This is a genomic window from Paenibacillus sp. MAH-35 (genome assembly GCF_058135425.1).
Genome location: NZ_JBYUPU010000022.1, coordinates 24228 through 42526 on the forward strand (window position 1 = coordinate 24228; position 18299 = coordinate 42526).

Genomic DNA, 18299 nt, shown 5'->3' on the forward strand with positions numbered 1-18299 from the left:
GCGGCGCATATGGTGACAACGGTGAAGGGCGGAAGCTTTGTCATCGATTCGGCGGACTGGAACAGCGTAACGACGCCCGAGGATTTGAGCGGGGAGCAGCTGATGATCGCAGGGACGACCGAGCATTTTATCGAGAACGAGGTGCTGCCGCACGACGAGGCGCTGGAGAAGCTGGACTACGGCTTGACCGTCCGGCTGATCCGCAAAGCCGGAGAACTGGGCTTGCTTGGCGTCGATATTCCCGAGCCATACGGAGGGCTCGGCCTGGATAAAGTGAGCTCGACGCTGATCAGCGAGAAGCTGGCGAGAGGCTCCTCGTTTGCGTTGTCGGTCGGCGCGCATGTGGGGATCGGCACGCTGCCGATCGTGTTTTTCGGCACCCCGGAGCAGAAGAAACGGTATTTGCCGGACTTGGCCGACGGTTCCAAGATCGCCGCTTACTGCCTGACAGAGCCTTCGTCCGGCTCGGACGCCCTGGGGGCGAGGACGACGGCGAAACTGTCGGAGGACGGGACGTATTACGAGCTGAACGGAACGAAGCAGTTTATTACGAACGCCGGCTTTGCCGATGTGTTTATCGTATATGCGAAAATAAACGGCAAGCTGTTCTCGGCGTTTATCGTCGAGCGCTCGATGGAAGGGGTCAGCATAGGACCCGAGGAGAAAAAGATGGGCATCAAAGGGTCGTCGACCTGCCCGCTTATTCTGGAGGGGGTCCGCGTCCCGGTATCCAATCTGCTCGGGGAACCTGGCAAGGGTCATCTTATCGCCTTTAATATTCTGAATATCGGCAGGTTCAAGCTGGGAGCCGGCTGCGTCGGGGGGGCCAAGGAGGCGATCGCGCTAAGCGTGTCCTATGCGAACGAGCGGACTCAATTCGGCAAGCCGATTTCGTCCTTTCCGCTGATCGGGCAGAAGCTCGCGGAGATGAATGTCGTTACTTACGTGCTTGAAAGCATGGTATACCGTACGGCCGGGTTGATCGACGGGATATTGCAGGACATCGACCTGGGCAGCGAGCAGTCGGGCGTACAATCCGCCAAAGGCATAGCCGAATATGCGCTGGAATGCTCGATCATTAAAGTGTTCGGTACGGAGGCGCTGGACCGTGTGGCCGACGAAGGGGTGCAAATTCACGGAGGCTACGGGTTTATCCAGGAGTACAAGATTGAGCGTATCTACCGCGATTCACGGATCAACCGGATCTTCGAAGGGACGAATGAAATCAACCGGCTGCTCATTCCCGGAACGCTGCTGAAAAAGGCGATGAAGGGCGAACTCCCGCTGATGGAGCGTGCCCAGAGCGTGCAGGAGAGCATGCTGGAGCCGACCTCCGTGAGGAGCGAGACGGACGACAGACTCGGCGAAGAGAAGCGGTTGCTCGCGACGGCGAAGCAAATCTTTCTGCTCATCGGCGGGCAGGCGGTTCAAACGTACGGGATGGAGCTGGAGGAGCAGCAGGAAGTGCTGTCGCGGCTGGCCGATATGATGATCCGGATCTATGCGATGGAAAGCGCGCTGCTGCGAGCGGAGAAAATATCGGCGAAATCGGGCGAGATCAAAAGCGGGCTGGCGGAAGCGATGACGAAGGTGTACGTTTGCGAAGCGTTCGCCGAGATCGAGCAGGCGGCCAAACAAAACGTGGCGGCAATGGCTTCGGGCGACCTCCTGTCGCTTCAGCTGTCGGTGCTTCGCAAATGGACTCGGCACACACCGGTCGATACGATAGCGCTTAAGCGCCGGATTGCGGAAAGCGTCAAAACGGAGCAAAGGTATACGGTCATCCGCTAGGCGAGCAGGACGGGAGGGCCTGGATGCAAGAGGAACGGGATGCGTCCGGTGAGGCGGTTCTTCCGTCAAGTCTGCTTCGGAAGGAGACGGCATCATGAACGGCAACGTGGAGGAGTTGATCCGCAAGCTGGAGGAAGCGGCCAGAGGTACGTTTTGGGACGATATCGGGTGTGTCCTCGAGTTTGCGGAGCCGGGCAAAACAATCGTGTCGCTGGAGGTAGAGAGCCGGCATCTGAACGGCATCGGCATCTTGCACGGAGGCGTGCACGCTTCGCTGCTGGATAATGCGATGGGCATTACCGCGATGGTCGCCAGGCCGGGAGAAAAGGTGGTGACGACGAATCTGAATCTGCATTACTTATCGCCTCTCCGGCCGGGCAAAGTAACAGTTACCGCCGAACTGATCCATCAGTCGCGCAAAATTTTGACCGTTCAGGGGAAAATCGAGGACGAACAAGGGAATCTCGGCTCATGGGGCGTCGGTTCGTTCCGCGCGCCGGGCGGTACCGCTCCGGGTCAGGGCTGACCGGTGATCCTGCAAGGAGAAGCGCGCTGGAGCTTGGGCGATGCTAAGGAAGCTTAGGCGTGCTTCTCCCCGTTTGCATGGCGCTGACCTTTCAACGGCGTTTTCCCTTGGCGGGACAGAAAGGTTGTACATGCGCACAAAAATTCCGTATATTCGTACATAGGACATCACTTTGCAGCGGCGGGTGCCGGACTTGCTTTCAACCAGCATAACGGCACAGAGAGGAATATACGGATGAAGAACATTCTGGTTACGGGCTACCGGGCGCACGAGCTTAACATATTCGATCAGAAAAACAAAGGGATCGCTTATATTAAAAAGGCGATCGAAGGAAGGCTCCTTCCTTTAATCGAGGAAGGATTGGAGTGGGTGCTTACGCCGGGCCAATACGGCGTGGATCTATGGGCGTGCGAGACCGTTATCGAACTGAAGAAACGGTATCCGCACTTGAAGCTGTCGATCATCGCGGCTTATCAAAATCCGGAAGAAAAGTGGAAAGAGGAGAAGCAGCAGTATTTTCACGACATCCTCAACAAAGTCGATTATTACGGGACGGTGAGCAACCAGCCTTACAACGGTGTTTGGCAGCTGACGGCGAGAGACGATTTGCTGCTTCGCAAAACGGACGGCATCCTGTTGTTCTACGACGAGGACGCAGCGGAAGGCAGTCCCCGATTTTACAAGCAAAAAGCGATGAAAAAACACGAAAAGGACGGGTACCGGATTATGACGATCCGTTCGGACGATATTCAGAGTATCGCAGACGAGGAAAGATACAGCGGGTTTGATTCGTAGTTGACGGGAAGCAGAAGAAAAGCGAGCAAGCGAGCGGGGTTCTTTGGCCGACAGGCCGGGAAGCCCGTTTTTGTTTTGTCAAAATATTCTTTCTCGCAATTACGCATAGATTGTTATATAATAAAATCACATTAAATACAATCTGTATTAGTACAACTATTCCGAAAGGTGTGAAGGTCTCGAATGCTGCCATCCGTCAACCAGTTTTTCGATTCGCTGCCCAAAAAGCAATGTGCCAAATGCGGTACCGTCATGGAGGAACAATCGGAATGTTACATGCACGTCTGTACCGAATGCAGCGGGGAGAAAACGTATCCGCTTTCCTTTCAGCCCGATTCGAAAAAAGCGATTTAGTCCGTTCTGGGGTGGGTTGCCCTTGATCCGCCGATCAGGTAGGTTTGTTTTGCGTTTTGGATTTTTGAATGAACCATGAACGCGCCGCTTCTGTTTGCCGGCGCGAATGTGCAGATGAATATCCAACGGCCGGAAAAGCTTGAGAAATCAAGCTTTTTCCTTGTTTTCACACCGGTTTGAACCGCAAAAAAAACAACTTTGATCCATTGTGCCAAAACTTCTTCATTGCCGATCGGCGTTTCATATGATACATTTTTAATGTTTTTATGATTAATTAAATACAGGTAATATACAGATTCGAAATGTGTCCGGGATCAGGAACAAGATGGGTCTGACTAACCGAGGGGAGAGAAGTGGAATGACAAAAGCAGCCAAAATTGCGGTGTTGCGCGACCGGAATGCCCTGCTTAAGCGGAACCAATATGGGCAGAACGCGTTCGGATCGTTTGCCGGGGAAGTTTTGTCGCATGCAGGGATCGGTTATACCGAGCTGCATGAAGCGTCGGAAGTCGAAGCTTGTGACTGCGATGTAATTATTGCCGCCGTCTGCGCGGAAGATGACCTAACTGCGGCCGTACTGACGGCGTATATGGAGCGGGGCGGCGTCGTGATCTCATGCGCGGGCTTGAATAAGCTGGGTACGACACTGGGCTACGCCAAAGAGGAGATCGGCGTGGGTTATGCTCACCTGAACACGCAAGCCGCCGGGCAGACGCCACTGCGTTTTCTGGAAGCCGTTCCGTGGCGTCCGTTCAAGGAGAACAGCGCCGCTCCGGCCGAACAGACGGGGTCGATTGTGAAGGATCGTCCGGACGGAGTGGAGGCGGGACCCGCCCTGCAGGTTTTCTCCGTCGGGGCCGGCCGGCTGTACCGCTGGTCGGTCGACATCTGGGATACGATCGTCCGGCTGCAGCAGGGGAAAGCGCCCGTACTCGAAGACGGCGTTCCTGCGAGCGACGGGACCGGCGCGGTGAACGACAACATTTTGAAAGCCGACGATCAGATGGCTGTGGACTGGGAGCTGGACCGGGTCGTAACGGAGACGGGCATGCCGTATTTCCCATACCCGTATGCCGATCTGTGGAAGGAAGCGTTCATCGGATCGATGCTGGAGGCGCTGGTCAGAGACGGGAAAACGATCCCTCTCATCGGCTATTATCCGGATGGAATCTCGCAGGTGCTCATGATTTCCCATGACAGTGACCATAATAAGGACGAACATGCGGAGGCGACGCTGGCGCTGCTGGATGAAGTCGGCGTTCAGACGACCTGGTGCATGCTGGAGTCGGGGTACAGTGGACACATTTACGACAAGGTGAAAGCAGCCGGCCATGAGCTCGCGTTCCACTACAACGCGCTGGACAGCCAAGGCGGCAAATGGTCGGAGGAAGAGTTCGTCCGCCAGCTCGGATGGCTCAAGGAAGCAACGGGTATGGACCGGATTACGTCGAACAAAAACCACTACACCCGCTTCGAAGGCTGGGGGGAACTGTTCGAATGGTGCGATCGGCACGGGATCGCGGCCGATCAGACTCGCGGCCCGAGCAAAAAAGGCAATGTGGGCATGCTGTTCGGCACCTGTCACCCTTACTTCCCGATCGCATGGGCGAACGACGGCAATCGACATTACGACGTGCTCGAGATGAGCTTCTTAACCCAGGATCTGGAGCTTTCGAATCTGTCCGACAATTCCGTCATCCGTCCGTTTCTGGAGCAGGTGAAGCGGGTAGGCGGAGTGGCGCATTTCCTGTACCATCAGATCCATATTTACAACTGGGAAGCCGTGCGAAATTCGATCCGTAAGCTGGTGTCGGAAGCGCGTCAACTTCAGTTTGAATTATGGACAGGAAAAAAAGTGAACGACTGGGAACGATATCGCCGCACCTTAAAGGCCGACTTAAGCGATGACGGAAAAGTCAGTCTCGAAGGGGCAGCGTCGGAGTGGGACATCGTCGTATACGTGCCCGTTACCGCAAGCGGCACAGGCGATCTCGGCGACGGGACAGTCGAGCGGTTCGGTGTTCCTTGCAGGAAAGAGGTAATCCGAATTTGAGCTTCCCGGGTCTTTCGCTGCTTGTACAATAAAGACCTTTTAAAGACATATTTTGCGTCACGCAAACCTTGTAATCAGAATCCCGAACGAATATTATTAATGTATGGGATAGCTTTGTAAACGCTTTACCGTTTCGACACGAAACGCAATTCAAACAGGAGGAATGCAGGAGTGAAGACAGACCATGTTGCGGCAGGAAATTCGGACGGACCTGTGAGCTTAGCGCAAAAGTTCCGCTTCATTGGCAGAACAATCGTCCGTTACCGTTGGTTTTACCTGATGATGCTTCCAGGCATACTGTATTACATCATCTACCACTATATACCAATGGGCGGCCTGCTGATCGCATTTAAGAAGTACAACCTGGTCAAAGGGATTTGGGGCAGTGATTGGGCCGGATTCGACAATTTCCGAACCGTGTTCACGTCTCCGGACTTTTGGGATCTACTTCGAAACACATTAGTAATCAGCGTGTACAGAATCGTATTCAACATGCTGCCGGACTTATTGTTTGCGCTGATTTTGAACGAAATTCGACTGCAGTGGTTTAAGCGGGTCGTTCAAACGATCACTTACGGCCCTTACTTCTTGTCGTGGATTATCGTATACGGACTCGTATTCTCCTTCCTGGCTCCGGACGCCGGTCTGATCAGCACCTGGTGGAGAGATAATACGGGCGAGACACTGAACTTGTTAACAGACAAAGACTGGTTTAGGCCTATACTGATCATAACGGATATTTGGAAAAGTACCGGTTACGGCGCCATTATCTACCTGGCGGCTCTGGCTACGATCAATAACGAGCTGTATGAAGCGGCCGTCGTTGACGGAGCGGGACGCTGGCGACAGATCTGGCACATTACGCTGCCGGGTATCCGCGAAGTATTTGTATTGCTGCTTATTTTGCGTATCGGTCATATTTTGGACGCAGGCTTCGAGCAAGTGTATATCTTCTTGAACGCCCGTGTATATGAGGTTGGGGACATCATTGACACTTGGGTATTCCGGCGAGGGATCGAGCAACTGGATTTCAGCGTGGCGGCCGCGGTCGGTTTCTTCAAATCGATTATCGGATTTGTGCTTGTCGTCACCGCGAACAAGGTTGCAAAAAAACTCGGCGGGTCCGGGATCTGGTAGGAGGTCAAAACGATGTCATTCATACTCAAAAAGACAAAATCCGATTACGTTGTCGACTTTGTTATCTACTTGTCCATGACCTTGTTCGGTCTTGCTACGTTGTTCCCTCTATACTACGTAGTCGTGATGTCGATTACTCCGATCGCGGAAGTTTTGCGTAACGGCGGATTCGTCATCTGGCCGAATGAAGTAACCTTCGAAGCCTACAAATACATTTTCGAGAGCAACCGGATTCCGAACGCGTTGAAGATTACGGTAATCGTAACGGTAATCGGAACGTTCTGTAACCTGCTCGTTACGACGTTCCTGGCTTACCCGCTCTCGAAAAGGTTTCTGCCGGGACGTAACTTCGTTCTCGTCGGAATCGTATTCACGATGCTGTTCTCCGGCGGTCTGATTCCGCTGTACATCATCGTCCGGGCGACCGGCTTGCTTAACACGATATGGGCGCTTATTATACCGGGACTCGTCTCGTCGTTTAACTTGCTGATCATGAAGACGTATTTCGAGAACTTGCCGGCCGAGGTGGAAGAGGCGGCCAAGGTCGACGGCTGCAGCGACATGCAGACGCTCTTCCGGATCGTCCTACCGCTGTCGATGCCGATTATGGCGACGCTCGGCTTGTTCTACGGGGTCTCCCACTGGAACGCATACTTCGGCGGTATTATGTACTTGACCGACAAAGATCTGATGCCGATCCAGGTCGTGCTGCGGAATATGATCGTATCGCCAAGCGTCAGCTCGGAGCTGAATGTTAATGCGAGCGATCTGCAGACGCTGCCGCCGGAGACGATCAAGATGGCCACAGTCGTTGTGGCGATCATTCCGATTCTCATTATTTATCCGTTTCTGCAGAAATATTTCGTCAAAGGGATGCTGCTCGGTTCGATCAAAGGTTAATCGACGGCAGCCGCTGCGACTTTACGGGGAAGGGGCTGCTAGCTCCTTTTTTCCCGTTTCGGGACACAGCGCCCCTGACATCGGGACAGACTTGCGGTTCCGCAATGTTGACCAAACTGGACTCTTATCGGACTTTATGTTCGACAAGGGTCTTTTTTTCTATTTGGGAAAAGTTTTTCTTGATGGGAAATTGGTGCTGTGATACGATGATCGCGAAAACACTTTTTCCGGTCCGTCCGGCACCGGAATCTAACTATACCTTTCGGGGAGAGGATTCGAATGAGCACTATGGAGCAATGGGAGTCTCCAACCGTTCTGATCGATCTGGATATACTGGACAAAAATTTACGAGATACCGCAAATAACGCCTCCAGAGCCGGCGTGAAGCTGCGTCCTCACACGAAAACTCATAAAAGCGTCTGGCTGGCGAAGGAGCAGATCCGTTACGGAGCGGCGGGCATTACGGTCGCCAAGCTCGGGGAAGCGGAAGTGATGGCGGAAGGCGGCATCGACGATATTCTGATTGCGTTCCCGGTCATCGGGGCTTCGAAGCTGGAGCGGCTCGGCCGGTTGATGGAGAAGGCGAAAATTACGCTCAGCACCGATGATGAAGACGTCGCCAGACAGCTGTCGGAATTCGGCAAAAGCTTGAACCGGGACGTGCTTCTTTATGTCGATGTGAACACAGGTCTCAACCGCTGCGGCCGGGAGCCGGGCGAAGAGACGGCCGAGCTGGTCAAGCGGATCTCGCAGCTGCCGTACATACGCGTGACCGGCTTGATGACGCACTCCGGCCATGCGTACGGCCACAATACTCCGGATGCGATTCGTGAAGCGGCCAAGCAAGAAGCGGAAGCGCTGCTGATGACGAAACAGCTTCTGGAGAAGGACGGCATCGGAATCGAGAACATCAGCGTAGGTTCGACTCCGACTTCCAAATTCATCACAGACGTTGCCGGGATCGGCGTGACGGAGACGCGTCCGGGCGCTTACGTATTCGGCGACGGAGGCCAGTGGAAGATGGGGCTGATCTCCGAGGAGCAATGCGCGATGACGGTGGTTGCTACGGTGGTCGGGCGTCCGCGTCCGGGTACGATCATTATCGACGCGGGCTCGAAGACGTTAAGCAGCGACGTGAGTAAGTATCATCCCGGTTATGGCGTTATCCTCGGTCATGAGGGAGTCGTCATCGAACGGCTGAGCGAGGAGCACGGCATCGTATCGGTTCCGGACCGGGAACAATTCCAGGTCGGACAGCAGCTCCGGATCGTGCCGAATCATTGCTGTGTCGTGACGAATCTGCATGACCGGCTTGCCGGCGTACGCGGCGGCCGCTTCGAGAAATGGCTGACGGTAGATGCCCGAGGCAAAGTTCAGTAAGTCCAGGCAATGCGCGCACATTTTATTCTAAACTTTATACATTTGAAGGGATGATCCGTACCATGTCTATCGAAATTAAAGCTCCTAACGCTCCCCAGTTCCCCCTGCCGTTTTCCCATGCGCTCCGCGCCGGAGATTTCGTATATGTGTCCGGCCAAGTAGGCGTATACCCGGATACGAGGGAGCTTGTCGGAGACACGATCGAAGCCCAGACGGAGCAAAGCGTCCGCAACATCGAGACGATTCTTCAAGCGGCCGGCCTTACGCTCGATCATGTCATTAAAGTGAACGCTCACCTTACGAGCCTGGCTGATTCGCCGGCTTACAATAAAGTGTACGAAACGTTGTTCAGCAAGCCGTACCCGACCCGTACGACGGTGCAAAGCGGCCTGGGCAATTATAAAATCGAAATCGACGTCATCGCCTATGCGCCGACTCGTAGAGGGGAAAACGCCTGATGAAACGAAGCCTGTTATCCGAGAAGATCGGGCAATGGGTGGAGAGGAACAAGGCGGCATCCGCCGCCTTGGCTTCCGAGCTCGTCCGGATCCCGAGTGTCAATCATCCGCCGTATGGAAATGAAGCCGCTTACCAGTCGTTTTTTGCAGATCGCCTTCGATCGATCGGAGCGGAAGTATCGCAGTACGAACTCGATACGGTACCGGGACTGCAGGAGCACCCCGCGTATATGAAAGGCAGGCAATATGCGAACCGCCCGAACGTTCACGGCAAGTTTTCGGGCACGGGAGGTGGCAGATCGCTTGTGTTCTCCGGTCATGCAGACACGGTATATGAAGGCGTCGAGCCTTGGGAGGACGGTCCGTTCTCCGGAGCGATCCGCGACGGCAAGCTGTTCGGACGCGGCTCTTACGATATGAAGGGCGGCATGGCGGCGGCACTCGAAGCAGTACGATGCTTGCAGGAATTGGATATACGGTTGGGTGGTACAGTATATATTGAAAGTGTCGTCGACGAAGAGCATGGAGGAGCCAACGGCACGTTAGCAGGCCGGCTGATGGGGATTAACCCCGATATGGCGATCATCCCCGAGCCGACGAATCTGATTCCGTACCCTGCGCATCTCGGCGGAGGGATCTGGAAGGCGGAGTTTTCCGGCAAAAGCGGCATCGGCTTTAACGGGGAAGAGCTCATCAGCGCCCTGGACGCGACCGTATCCTTTGCTATGCTGCTCCAGAAGTTCAAGAAGCGGCTTAACGAACTTATCCAGCCTCATCCGTTGTGGAGCCATACCGACAGAGGCATCGACGTCGTCGTGCTGACGATCGTGTCCGGCGATACGAACCGGGAGCTTCAGGAGAAGCTGCCGGCCGACGGCAGGCTGAACTTCTGGATCGAAGGGTATCCGGGTATGACCGACACGCAAATTCTCGACATGCTGTGGGAGTTTTACGAGAGCGAGCTGCCTAACTTCCCGATTTTGGCCAAATGCAGGCCGCAATTGACTCCGCTTATCCGGTATTTGTCCGGCAGCGAGATGGCGGAGGGAGAGCAGACGGAACAGTTTCTCGCCGCTGTCAGGCAGGCGGGGGCGATCGCTTTGGGACAGGAGCCCGGGCCTTCGCAAGGTTCTCCGTTCGCTTGCGACGGATTTATGTTTAACCTGCACAGTCCGACGCCGGCGCTGGTGCTCGGGCCTTCAGGGGCGAACGCGCATGCGGCCGACGAACAGATGGATCTGGACAGTTATTACAAGCTGATCCGCTGGTTCGCGGAAATCATGATCGACTGGTGCGAAGCGGAAGGGGAATAAAACGATGGCACATACAGGGAACAACGGACCGAAGAAGATCGGAGTCATCGGCGTCGTTCACGAAACGAATACATTTGCGCCCGGCACAACCGGGCTGGACTCGTTCGCTGGCGACTGGATTCAAGGGAATGAGGCGTTTCTCGAACGGTATACCGGGACGAAAACGTCGATGGGCGGCGTCATCGACGCGGCTGCGGCGCTGGGACTGGAGCTGCTGCCGGGCTTGTACACCCAGGCTACTCCGAGCGGCATGGTGACCGACGAAGCGTTCGATGCGATCGCGAACGGCATGGCCGATTCGGTGCAGCCGGAGATCGACGGACTCGTCGTCATTTTGCACGGTGCTATGGTCGCCGTGTCATACCCGGATGCGGAAGGCGAAATTTTGCGGCGGCTTCGCACGAAGCTCGGCAGCAACCTTCCGATCGCCGTAACGTTGGATCTGCACGCGAATATAAGCGGGACGATGGTCGCTCTATCGAATATCATCGTCGCCTACGATACGTACCCGCATGTGGATATTTATGACCGGGCCGTGGAAGCGACCGGATTGCTGAAGCGCCGTCTCGACGGGGAGATCGAGCCCGTTCAGAAGCTGATTCATACGCGGATGCTCGTCGCTCCGCAAGCGATGCTGACCGATGCCGGGGCGATGAAGGAACTGATGGACCTCGCCTTTGAGCTGGAGAAGTCGCCTGGCATTCTCAATATATCGGTGGCTGGCGGTTTCCCCTACAGCGATGTGGCGGATGCGGGGATGACGTTCGTCGTAACGGCGGATAAGGACATCGCGGCGGCCGAACAGTGCGCCGAGCGGCTGCGGGCGGCGGCGTGGGAGCGCCGGGAACGGTTCCTCGTCCGGCAGACGGGCCCGGCCGAAGCGGTCGAACGGGCCGCCCGTCATCCGGAAGGGCCGGTTATATTGACGGAAAGCTCCGACAACGTCGGCGGAGGCTCTCCGGCCGATTCCACGACGCTGCTGCCTCATCTGCTGGCCGCCTCGAAGAAAAGCCTGATCGTTCTCTGCGATCCGGAAGCGGTACGGATGGCGGCGAAGCTCGGCATCGGCGGCGAATTGAGCTGCAGCGTAGGCGGCAAGACGGACGACAAGCACGGCGAGCCGGTGCCGATTACCGGTACGGTCCGTACGTTGTTTGACGGCAATTACCGTCATGTCGGGGCTTATATGACCGGGCAGCATGCGCGCATGGGGCTGACCGCCGTCGTGCAATGCGGCAGCGTCACCGTGATGCTGACCGAGAAGCGGGTAGCTCCCTGGGACCCCGGACATGTCCGCTCCGTCGGACTCGATCCCGAGTCGTTCCAGATCATCGTAGTCAAATCGGCGCTCGCATGGAAAACGGCGTTCGGCGACGTTGCCAAGCTGGCGATCGACGTCGACACGCCGGGATGCTGCACGGCGAACCTGCACCGCTTCCAGTTTGAAGCTTTGTACCGGCCTATATACCCGCTTGACGAGCTCGGATAACCGATAACCGGAGAGGAGAACGAAGATGAAAAACTATGAGAAGTCCCGTGTTAAACTGGCGGATGCGAAACAAGTGCTGGCAGGAGGAGTGGCGAGTACGCTGCGCGGCTCGATGAAGCCGACCCCGTTGTATGTGGAATCCGCATCGGGAGTTATCGTGAAAGATGTGGACGGCAATGAATATATCGACTATCAGCTCGCCTACGGACCGCTTATTTTGGGGCATGCCCATACAGGCTTTAACGCCAAAGTAAGTGAAGCCATGGCGAAAGGAATCACCTACGGACTGCAGCACGATGGCGAGATCGAGCTGGCCCGCCGCTTGACGGAAGTGCTGCCGTGCGCGGACAAAGTGGTGCTGAGCGGCTCCGGCACGGAAGCGGTCATGCTGGCGCTTCGTCTGTCCCGCGCTTATACCGGGAAAAGCAAAGTCGTCCGATTCCACGGCCATTATCACGGCTGGTCCGACTCGATCTTCACCTCGTTCCCGAGCCCCGATATGATGCAGAAGGCGACTTCCGCCGCCGCGAACAGCGTGCCTCCCGGCACGAAGGGACAAAGCGAGCTTAGTTTGCAGGACGTTATTCTCCTGCCATGGAACGATCCGGAGCAGCTGGAGTTCACGCTGCGCGAGCATGCGGGCTCAATCGCCGCGGTTATTACGGAGCCGGTCATGTGCAACTCGGGCTGTATTCTGCCGCAGCCGGGTTACCTGGAGAAAATGCGAGAGCTGACCCGCGAGCTGAACATCGTACTTATTTTCGACGAGGTCATCACCGGATTCCGGTTAAGCCCCGGCGGAGCTCACGGCCGGTTCGGCATGACGCCTGACCTGGTGACGGTCGGCAAAGCGCTTGGCGGCGGTATCGCGGTAAGTGCGGTCGGCGGCCGCAAGGAGATTTTCGAGCTGATCGACTCGGAGCAGGTCAGCCATCTCGGAACGCTCAACGGCAACGGCGTCGCCACTTCCGCCGCGCTTGCGGTGCTTGAGCTGCTGACGCAGAATGACGCGGCCGTTTATGGTACAATGGAGGGACATGCGGTTCAGCTCGCTTCCGGAATCCGCTCCTTGTTCGGCAAGCACGGGATGAGAGGGGTCGTCAACCAGATCGGTCCGGTATTCCATATGATGTTTATCGACGAAGACGTGGTGACCCACTTCGATACGTTCCAGAAACGCAATGCCGCGCGTTATGCCAAGTTCGCCGAGCTGATGCTGGAGGAAGGCGTTCTGGTTCGTCCTAACGGCCTGTGGTATTTGTCCACCGTTCACGAAGCCGGGCATATCGAGGCGACGCTCGCGGCGATCGATCGCGTCTTCGCGAGACTGACGGAGGGGAACTGAAGATGAGACTATCCGGCAAAGTGGCGATCGTGACCGGCGGATCGCACGGGATCGGCCAGGCGGTTGCGATCCGGTTCGCGCGCGAAGGTGCGAAGGTTGCGTTATGCGGCAGAGGCAAAGCCGCTTTGGATGAGACGGTCGCGCTCATTCGCGAAGCGGGAGGAGAAGCGATCGCGTATGAGACCGACGTATCGAACAAGGCTCAGGTGGACCGCTTCGTCGACGGAGTGATTGCCGAATGGGGCAAGGTCGACATAGCCGTCAATAACGCCGGCATTTGCGAAGTCTCGCCTTTTCTGGACATTACGGAAGAGCAGTGGGACCGTCATCTGGCGATTAATCTGAAGGGCGCTTTCCTGGTCAGCCAGCGTGCCGCCCGCGAGATGGTCCGCCAAGGGACCGGCGGCTCGATCATCCAGATGTCCAGCGTCAACGGCATTCAGGCGGAATCGGATCAGGTGCACTACAATACGACCAAGGGCGGCATGATTAATTTGTCCATGTCGATGGCGCTGGAGCTTGCCGAGCGAGGCATCCGCGTCAACGCGCTGTGCCCGGGCTTTATCGAGACCCGGCTGACCAAGCCGCTGATCGACAACCCGCCGGCCATCGCGGACTATTTGCGGACCGTACCGATGAAGCGGGTAGGGCAGCCTGAGGAAATTGCGGCGGCCGCCGTATTCCTCGCTTCCGATGAATCTTCCTATATGACCGGAACGAATATGGTCGTCGATGGAGGCCAGCTGATCAAGCTGTCTTAACCCGATAGCCGGCCGATATTCGGCGGACAAACCGGAATAGCGACTGATCCCAGCACCGGAAAGGGGCAACTATGAAAGACAACGAAAAGCAAACCGCTACCGTCAAATCCGCCGACCGGGTGCTCGATATTCTCGAACTGTTCGCCGAGCGGCAGGAGCCGATCAATTTATCCGAGTTATCCCGGGAGCTGGATCTCCCTGCGAGCAGCGCGCACAAGCTGCTGCAAAACTTGCTGGCGCGCGGTTATTTGGAGACGGAGAGTCAGGGCAAGACGTTCCGTCTCGGCTACAAGCTGTTCGAGATCGGCAGCAGGTACGCCCAGCGGACCGATCTGTCCGGCGAGTTCCAATATGCCGCGCAAAAAATCGTCGACGAGCTGAACGAATCGGTGTTTCTCACGATCCGCAATCACGATAAAGCGTTGTATGTAGCGGAAAAGCAAAGCACGCATCCGGTACGGTTCGTCTCCCATCTCGGCATGCAGCTGCCGCTTCACGCGACGGCGATGGGCAAGACGCTGCTGAGCGGCATGACCGACGAGGAGATCGGGAAGCTGTATCCGGATAAGCAGCTGGGACGGCTGACGGAGACGACGATTACCGATTTCGGCGAACTGATGAAGCAGATTGCCGCCATCCGTACCGAAGGCGTAGGAACGAGTTATGGAGAGTCGGTGCACGGCATCCGCTGCGTGGCGGCTCCGGTCTTCGGCACCGCCCAGAAGGTAACGGCGTCGCTCGGGGTATCGATCCCGGAAGCGAGATGGGAGCCGGAGCTGTGGGAGCGCATCGTACAAGCCGTCCGTCAAGGCGCGAAAGAGATGAGCACCAGGCTGTATTATGTGCCGTAAACCGATGAGTTTTGGCGGTTTAAAGACATGATTCAGACCGTGTCTGTATAAAAGACCGAATTATGTCGTTTACTTGCCGTCCCGATTCCGCTACGATGGATATAGCCGATTTCTATTGGTGATAGCCCGGGAGGAACAACAACCATGATTATCGACATGCATACTCATGTATGGGGCGGCCGGTACGATCTGCATACCCGGGAACTGCTCGAGAACTGCGAACGGTACGATATCGCGAAGATTTTCGTCTCCGGAATCGCGAGACAATATCCGGACGAGTCCGAAGTCCGGCAGCATAATGCGGACGTTGTCAGATTCAAGCGCGAGCAGCCCGGTTTGGTGGAAGGGTATGTCTACGCGAATCCGCGTAATGCCGACGCATCGGAAGTTGTGCGCCGCGGCATCGAGGATGACGGGATGATCGGACTGAAGCTGTGGATTGCCGCCTATTGCGACGATCCGCTTGTATATCCGCTGGTAGAGCTTTGCATCGATTACAAGGTCCCGATCTTGCTGCACGCTTTTCATAAAGCGGTGAACCAGTATCCGGACGAATCTACCGGCGTGCATGTAGCCGGGCTTGCCAAGCGTTACCCCGAAGCGAAGCTGATTATGGCGCATCTAGGCGGCAACGCGTATCACGGGATCAAGGCGGTTCGCGATTATCCGAACGTCTGGACCGATTTTTCGGGATCGTTATTCGGACGCGAAGATATCGATTATGCGGTAGATCAAGTCGGCACGGACCGCATTTTATTCGGTTCGGACATGCCGGGCTGCTCGTTTCTGACGAATTACGCCCAGATGATGGAAGCGGATTTGACTGCGGAGCAGCGGGAAGACATTTTTGCGAACAATACGGTTCGTCTGTTCAACCTAAACGTCTGACCAGCCTCCCGCCTTCGAGCGGGACATGCCCGGTTAGTACGGACGGCCGCTACCAAAGGGGAGGAACTACGTTGAAATTCGTCACCATCCAGATCGACAACCAGAATCAATTGGGAGTAAAAACCGCGCGCGGCATTCTGAACATTACGGCCGCCGCCCGTTCGGGGACCAGCGGCTCCCTTCCGACTACAATTCATGAACTGATCGAAGGCGGAGCGTCTGCCCGCCAAGCGGTCGAATCGTACGTTAGCGCAGCGGAAGCGGATTCCGGGGCGGAATGGCTCGATGCGGCATCGGTTTCTTACGGACCGTGCGTGACCCGTCCGGAGAAAATCATTTGCGTCGGCTTAAACTACCGGAAGCATGCTGAGGAAACGAACGCCAAAATTCCGGAGTTCCCGATTTTGTTCAACAAGTTCAACAATACGCTGAACGGCCACGGCCACGACGTCGAACTCCCTGTTACTTCGAAGGAAGTCGACTATGAAGCCGAGCTGGCGATCGTGATCGGACGCCGCACGAAACATGTCAGCGAAGAGCAGGCGCTGGACAGCGTGTTCGGTTATGCTTCCGCGAACGACATTTCCGCGCGCGATCTGCAGCTGCGTACGAACCAGTGGATGCTCGGCAAAGTGTGCGACGGCTTTACGCCGATCGGCCCGGAGCTTGTAACCGCCGACGAGATTGCCGATCCGAACCAATTGAATATTCGGACGGTCGTGAACGGCGAGGAGCGTCAAAACTCCAATACGTCCGACATGATCTTCAACTGCAAGCAAATTATCAGCTACATTTCCCGCCACTTCACGTTGGAGCCGGGCGATATCATTTTGACCGGAACGCCGGAAGGCGTCGTACTCGGATATCCTCCGGAGAAGCGCGTCTACTTGCAGCCGGGCGACGTCGTAACGGTCGAGATCGAAAACCTCGGCAGCGTGACGAACAAGATGGTGGCCGAGAACGTGTAACTCGGATCTTATAGAATAGATAGGCGAAAAGGGACCTTTACGGGTCCCTTTTTCGATGCGGCACCCGATACCGCCTGCTCCATGATGGAAAGCGCCTTCAACCGGGGGTGCTTTTTTGGTTGCGGTGGACATATAAATGATAGCAATCGACGGAATCCGGGGAGGAGGCGTCGTCCTGATGGGCGCGTTCATCGTCATTATGCTGGGCTGCTTCGCGTGTTTCGGCGCTGTTTTTGGGATCGTATACCGATGGATCGGCAAAGACACTTACGAATACGACAACGAGTTCGTCTGGGACCTTCACCATGCTACGCTCGAACAGATGGAATTTACCAGGAAGAACAAGAAGCCGGGGCAGGAGGATCAGGCTGGTGCCGATGCAAAGTGAAAAGGAGGGGATATGTTGCTGCACATCGTAGTATGCATCAAGCAGGTGCCCGACAGCCGGGAAATCCGGATCGATCCGAAAACGAACACGCTTATTCGCCAAGGGGTGCCGAGCATCGTTAATTTCTATGACATGCACGGACTGGAGGAAGCGCTGCGCATCAAGGACGAACAGGGCGCCCGCGTTACGGTCGTGACGATGGGACCGCCGCCGGCGGAGAAAGGGCTGAAGGAATGCATCTCCCTCGGGGCGGACGAAGCGGTGCTTGTCACCGACCGCGGGTTCGCCGGGGCGGATACGCTCGCGACCTCGTATGTCGTCGCGAAGACGATCCGCAAAATCGAGGAGACGTGGGGGCCTGCCGATATCGTCTTTTGCGGCAAGCAAACGCTGGACGGCGATACGGGTCAGGTCGGCCCAGGCGTAGCGTGCAGGCTCGATTTGGAGCAGCTTACCTATGTCGGTCAAGTGGTGGATGTCAATCCGGCGGAGCGGACGGTAACCGTGAACCGGAATTTGGAGGACGGGGTGGAGACGGTCCGTACGAGGATGCCTGTGCTTATAACGGCGCTTAAGGAGCTGAACAAAGTGAGGCGGGCCTCGCTGCCAGGGATGATCCGGGCGGCGCGTTACAAGCCCGTCGTCTGGACGACCGCCGATTTCCCGGATTTGGACAAAACGAAGATCGGGTTGAAAGGTTCGCCGACGATCGTATCCAAGACGTGGGTTCCGGAAGTGAAAGCCGTGCAGACAACGATGGTCGAAGGCGACGGGGAAGCGCAGATGGCCGAGCGGCTGGCGGATCTGCTCTGGGACAAGGCGCTCCCGGAGAAGCTGGGCTGGACAGCTGCCAGCCGATAGACGCAATTGTTGGTTCAACCTGTATTCGATAGGGAAAGGGG

General features: G+C 56.2%; 18 protein-coding genes. All 18 read left to right on the forward strand.

Annotated features, from left to right (window positions below; translation table 11 throughout):
• The first annotated feature begins 9 nt into the window (after positions 1-9).
• The 18 genes from AC3Y2E_RS21345 (at position 10) to AC3Y2E_RS21430 (ending at position 18258) form a co-directional block, all read left to right on the forward strand.
• On the forward strand, positions 10-1791 hold the full coding sequence (locus AC3Y2E_RS21345) for an acyl-CoA dehydrogenase FadE (protein WP_379213919.1): 1782 nt from the start codon (positions 10-12) through the stop codon (positions 1789-1791).
• A 94-nt stretch (positions 1792-1885) separates the two neighbouring features.
• Positions 1886-2317, forward strand: a complete 432-nt coding sequence (locus AC3Y2E_RS21350) for a PaaI family thioesterase (RefSeq protein WP_379213921.1) — start codon at positions 1886-1888, stop codon at positions 2315-2317.
• 234 nt (positions 2318-2551) lie between these two features.
• Positions 2552-3112 (forward strand): SLOG family protein, encoded by a 561-nt coding sequence (locus tag AC3Y2E_RS21355; RefSeq protein ID WP_379213923.1) that lies wholly within the window; start codon positions 2552-2554, stop codon positions 3110-3112.
• A 183-nt stretch (positions 3113-3295) separates the two neighbouring features.
• A complete protein-coding gene (yhfH, locus tag AC3Y2E_RS21360; protein WP_190930800.1) occupies positions 3296-3466 on the forward strand; it encodes a protein YhfH in 171 nt (56 codons plus the stop codon).
• Between the two features lie 358 nt (positions 3467-3824).
• Positions 3825-5519, forward strand: a complete 1695-nt coding sequence (locus tag AC3Y2E_RS21365) for a polysaccharide deacetylase family protein (protein WP_379213926.1) — start codon at positions 3825-3827, stop codon at positions 5517-5519.
• A gap of 171 nt (positions 5520-5690) precedes the next feature.
• On the forward strand, positions 5691-6656 hold the full coding sequence (locus AC3Y2E_RS21370; protein WP_317891282.1) for an ABC transporter permease: 966 nt from the start codon (positions 5691-5693) through the stop codon (positions 6654-6656).
• Between the two features lie 12 nt (positions 6657-6668).
• The gene (locus tag AC3Y2E_RS21375) at positions 6669-7556 is read left to right on the forward strand and encodes a carbohydrate ABC transporter permease (RefSeq protein ID WP_190930802.1); all 888 of its coding nucleotides are present in this window, start codon (positions 6669-6671) and stop codon (positions 7554-7556) included.
• Between the two features lie 279 nt (positions 7557-7835).
• A complete protein-coding gene (locus tag AC3Y2E_RS21380; protein WP_379213929.1) occupies positions 7836-8936 on the forward strand; it encodes an alanine racemase in 1101 nt (366 codons plus the stop codon).
• A gap of 62 nt (positions 8937-8998) precedes the next feature.
• On the forward strand, positions 8999-9394 hold the full coding sequence (locus tag AC3Y2E_RS21385; protein ID WP_332073720.1) for a RidA family protein: 396 nt from the start codon (positions 8999-9001) through the stop codon (positions 9392-9394).
• Positions 9394-10707 (forward strand): M20/M25/M40 family metallo-hydrolase, encoded by a 1314-nt coding sequence (locus AC3Y2E_RS21390; protein WP_379213931.1) that lies wholly within the window; start codon positions 9394-9396, stop codon positions 10705-10707. The genes AC3Y2E_RS21385 and AC3Y2E_RS21390 overlap by 1 nt, the downstream gene beginning before the upstream one ends.
• 4 nt (positions 10708-10711) lie before the next feature.
• Positions 10712-12196, forward strand: a complete 1485-nt coding sequence (locus AC3Y2E_RS21395) for a M81 family metallopeptidase (RefSeq protein WP_379213933.1) — start codon at positions 10712-10714, stop codon at positions 12194-12196.
• A gap of 25 nt (positions 12197-12221) precedes the next feature.
• Positions 12222-13541, forward strand: a complete 1320-nt coding sequence (locus tag AC3Y2E_RS21400) for an aspartate aminotransferase family protein (protein WP_379213935.1) — start codon at positions 12222-12224, stop codon at positions 13539-13541.
• 2 nt (positions 13542-13543) lie between these two features.
• Positions 13544-14302 carry an SDR family NAD(P)-dependent oxidoreductase gene (locus AC3Y2E_RS21405; RefSeq protein ID WP_379213937.1) on the forward strand — a complete coding sequence of 253 codons (759 nt, stop codon included), beginning with the start codon at positions 13544-13546 and terminating at the stop codon, positions 14300-14302.
• A gap of 71 nt (positions 14303-14373) precedes the next feature.
• Complete coding sequence (locus tag AC3Y2E_RS21410; protein ID WP_379213940.1) at positions 14374-15153, forward strand: IclR family transcriptional regulator; 780 nt, start codon at positions 14374-14376, stop codon at positions 15151-15153.
• 144 nt (positions 15154-15297) lie between these two features.
• Positions 15298-16041 (forward strand): amidohydrolase family protein, encoded by a 744-nt coding sequence (locus tag AC3Y2E_RS21415; RefSeq protein ID WP_379213942.1) that lies wholly within the window; start codon positions 15298-15300, stop codon positions 16039-16041.
• A 71-nt stretch (positions 16042-16112) separates the two neighbouring features.
• A complete protein-coding gene (locus AC3Y2E_RS21420) occupies positions 16113-17009 on the forward strand; it encodes a fumarylacetoacetate hydrolase family protein (RefSeq protein ID WP_379213944.1) in 897 nt (298 codons plus the stop codon).
• Positions 17010-17145: 136 nt separating this feature from the next.
• Complete coding sequence (locus AC3Y2E_RS21425) at positions 17146-17397, forward strand: hypothetical protein (RefSeq protein ID WP_379213946.1); 252 nt, start codon at positions 17146-17148, stop codon at positions 17395-17397.
• Positions 17398-17412: 15 nt separating this feature from the next.
• The gene (locus tag AC3Y2E_RS21430) at positions 17413-18258 is read left to right on the forward strand and encodes an electron transfer flavoprotein subunit beta/FixA family protein (RefSeq protein WP_379214054.1); all 846 of its coding nucleotides are present in this window, start codon (positions 17413-17415) and stop codon (positions 18256-18258) included.
• Positions 18259-18299: the final 41 nt, after the last annotated feature.

Excerpts from the sequence above, each read along its gene's own strand:
- AC3Y2E_RS21380 (WP_379213929.1), top strand. The coding sequence starts at position 7,836 with ATGAGCACTATGGAGCAATGGGAGTCTCCAACCGTTCTGATCGATCTG.
- AC3Y2E_RS21395 (WP_379213933.1), top strand. The coding sequence starts at position 10,712 with ATGGCACATACAGGGAACAACGGACCGAAGAAGATCGGAGTCATCGGC.
- AC3Y2E_RS21415 (WP_379213942.1), top strand. The coding sequence starts at position 15,298 with ATGATTATCGACATGCATACTCATGTATGGGGCGGCCGGTACGATCTG.
- AC3Y2E_RS21350 (WP_379213921.1), top strand. The coding sequence starts at position 1,886 with ATGAACGGCAACGTGGAGGAGTTGATCCGCAAGCTGGAGGAAGCGGCC.
- AC3Y2E_RS21355 (WP_379213923.1), top strand. The coding sequence starts at position 2,552 with ATGAAGAACATTCTGGTTACGGGCTACCGGGCGCACGAGCTTAACATA.
- AC3Y2E_RS21400 (WP_379213935.1), top strand. The coding sequence starts at position 12,222 with ATGAAAAACTATGAGAAGTCCCGTGTTAAACTGGCGGATGCGAAACAA.
- yhfH (WP_190930800.1), top strand. The coding sequence starts at position 3,296 with ATGCTGCCATCCGTCAACCAGTTTTTCGATTCGCTGCCCAAAAAGCAA.
- AC3Y2E_RS21365 (WP_379213926.1), top strand. The coding sequence starts at position 3,825 with ATGACAAAAGCAGCCAAAATTGCGGTGTTGCGCGACCGGAATGCCCTG.
- AC3Y2E_RS21410 (WP_379213940.1), top strand. The coding sequence starts at position 14,374 with ATGAAAGACAACGAAAAGCAAACCGCTACCGTCAAATCCGCCGACCGG.
- AC3Y2E_RS21385 (WP_332073720.1), top strand. The coding sequence starts at position 8,999 with ATGTCTATCGAAATTAAAGCTCCTAACGCTCCCCAGTTCCCCCTGCCG.
- AC3Y2E_RS21425 (WP_379213946.1), top strand. The coding sequence starts at position 17,146 with ATGATAGCAATCGACGGAATCCGGGGAGGAGGCGTCGTCCTGATGGGC.
- AC3Y2E_RS21405 (WP_379213937.1), top strand. The coding sequence starts at position 13,544 with ATGAGACTATCCGGCAAAGTGGCGATCGTGACCGGCGGATCGCACGGG.
- AC3Y2E_RS21390 (WP_379213931.1), top strand. The coding sequence starts at position 9,394 with ATGAAACGAAGCCTGTTATCCGAGAAGATCGGGCAATGGGTGGAGAGG.
- AC3Y2E_RS21375 (WP_190930802.1), top strand. The coding sequence starts at position 6,669 with ATGTCATTCATACTCAAAAAGACAAAATCCGATTACGTTGTCGACTTT.
- AC3Y2E_RS21345 (WP_379213919.1), top strand. The coding sequence starts at position 10 with ATGGTGACAACGGTGAAGGGCGGAAGCTTTGTCATCGATTCGGCGGAC.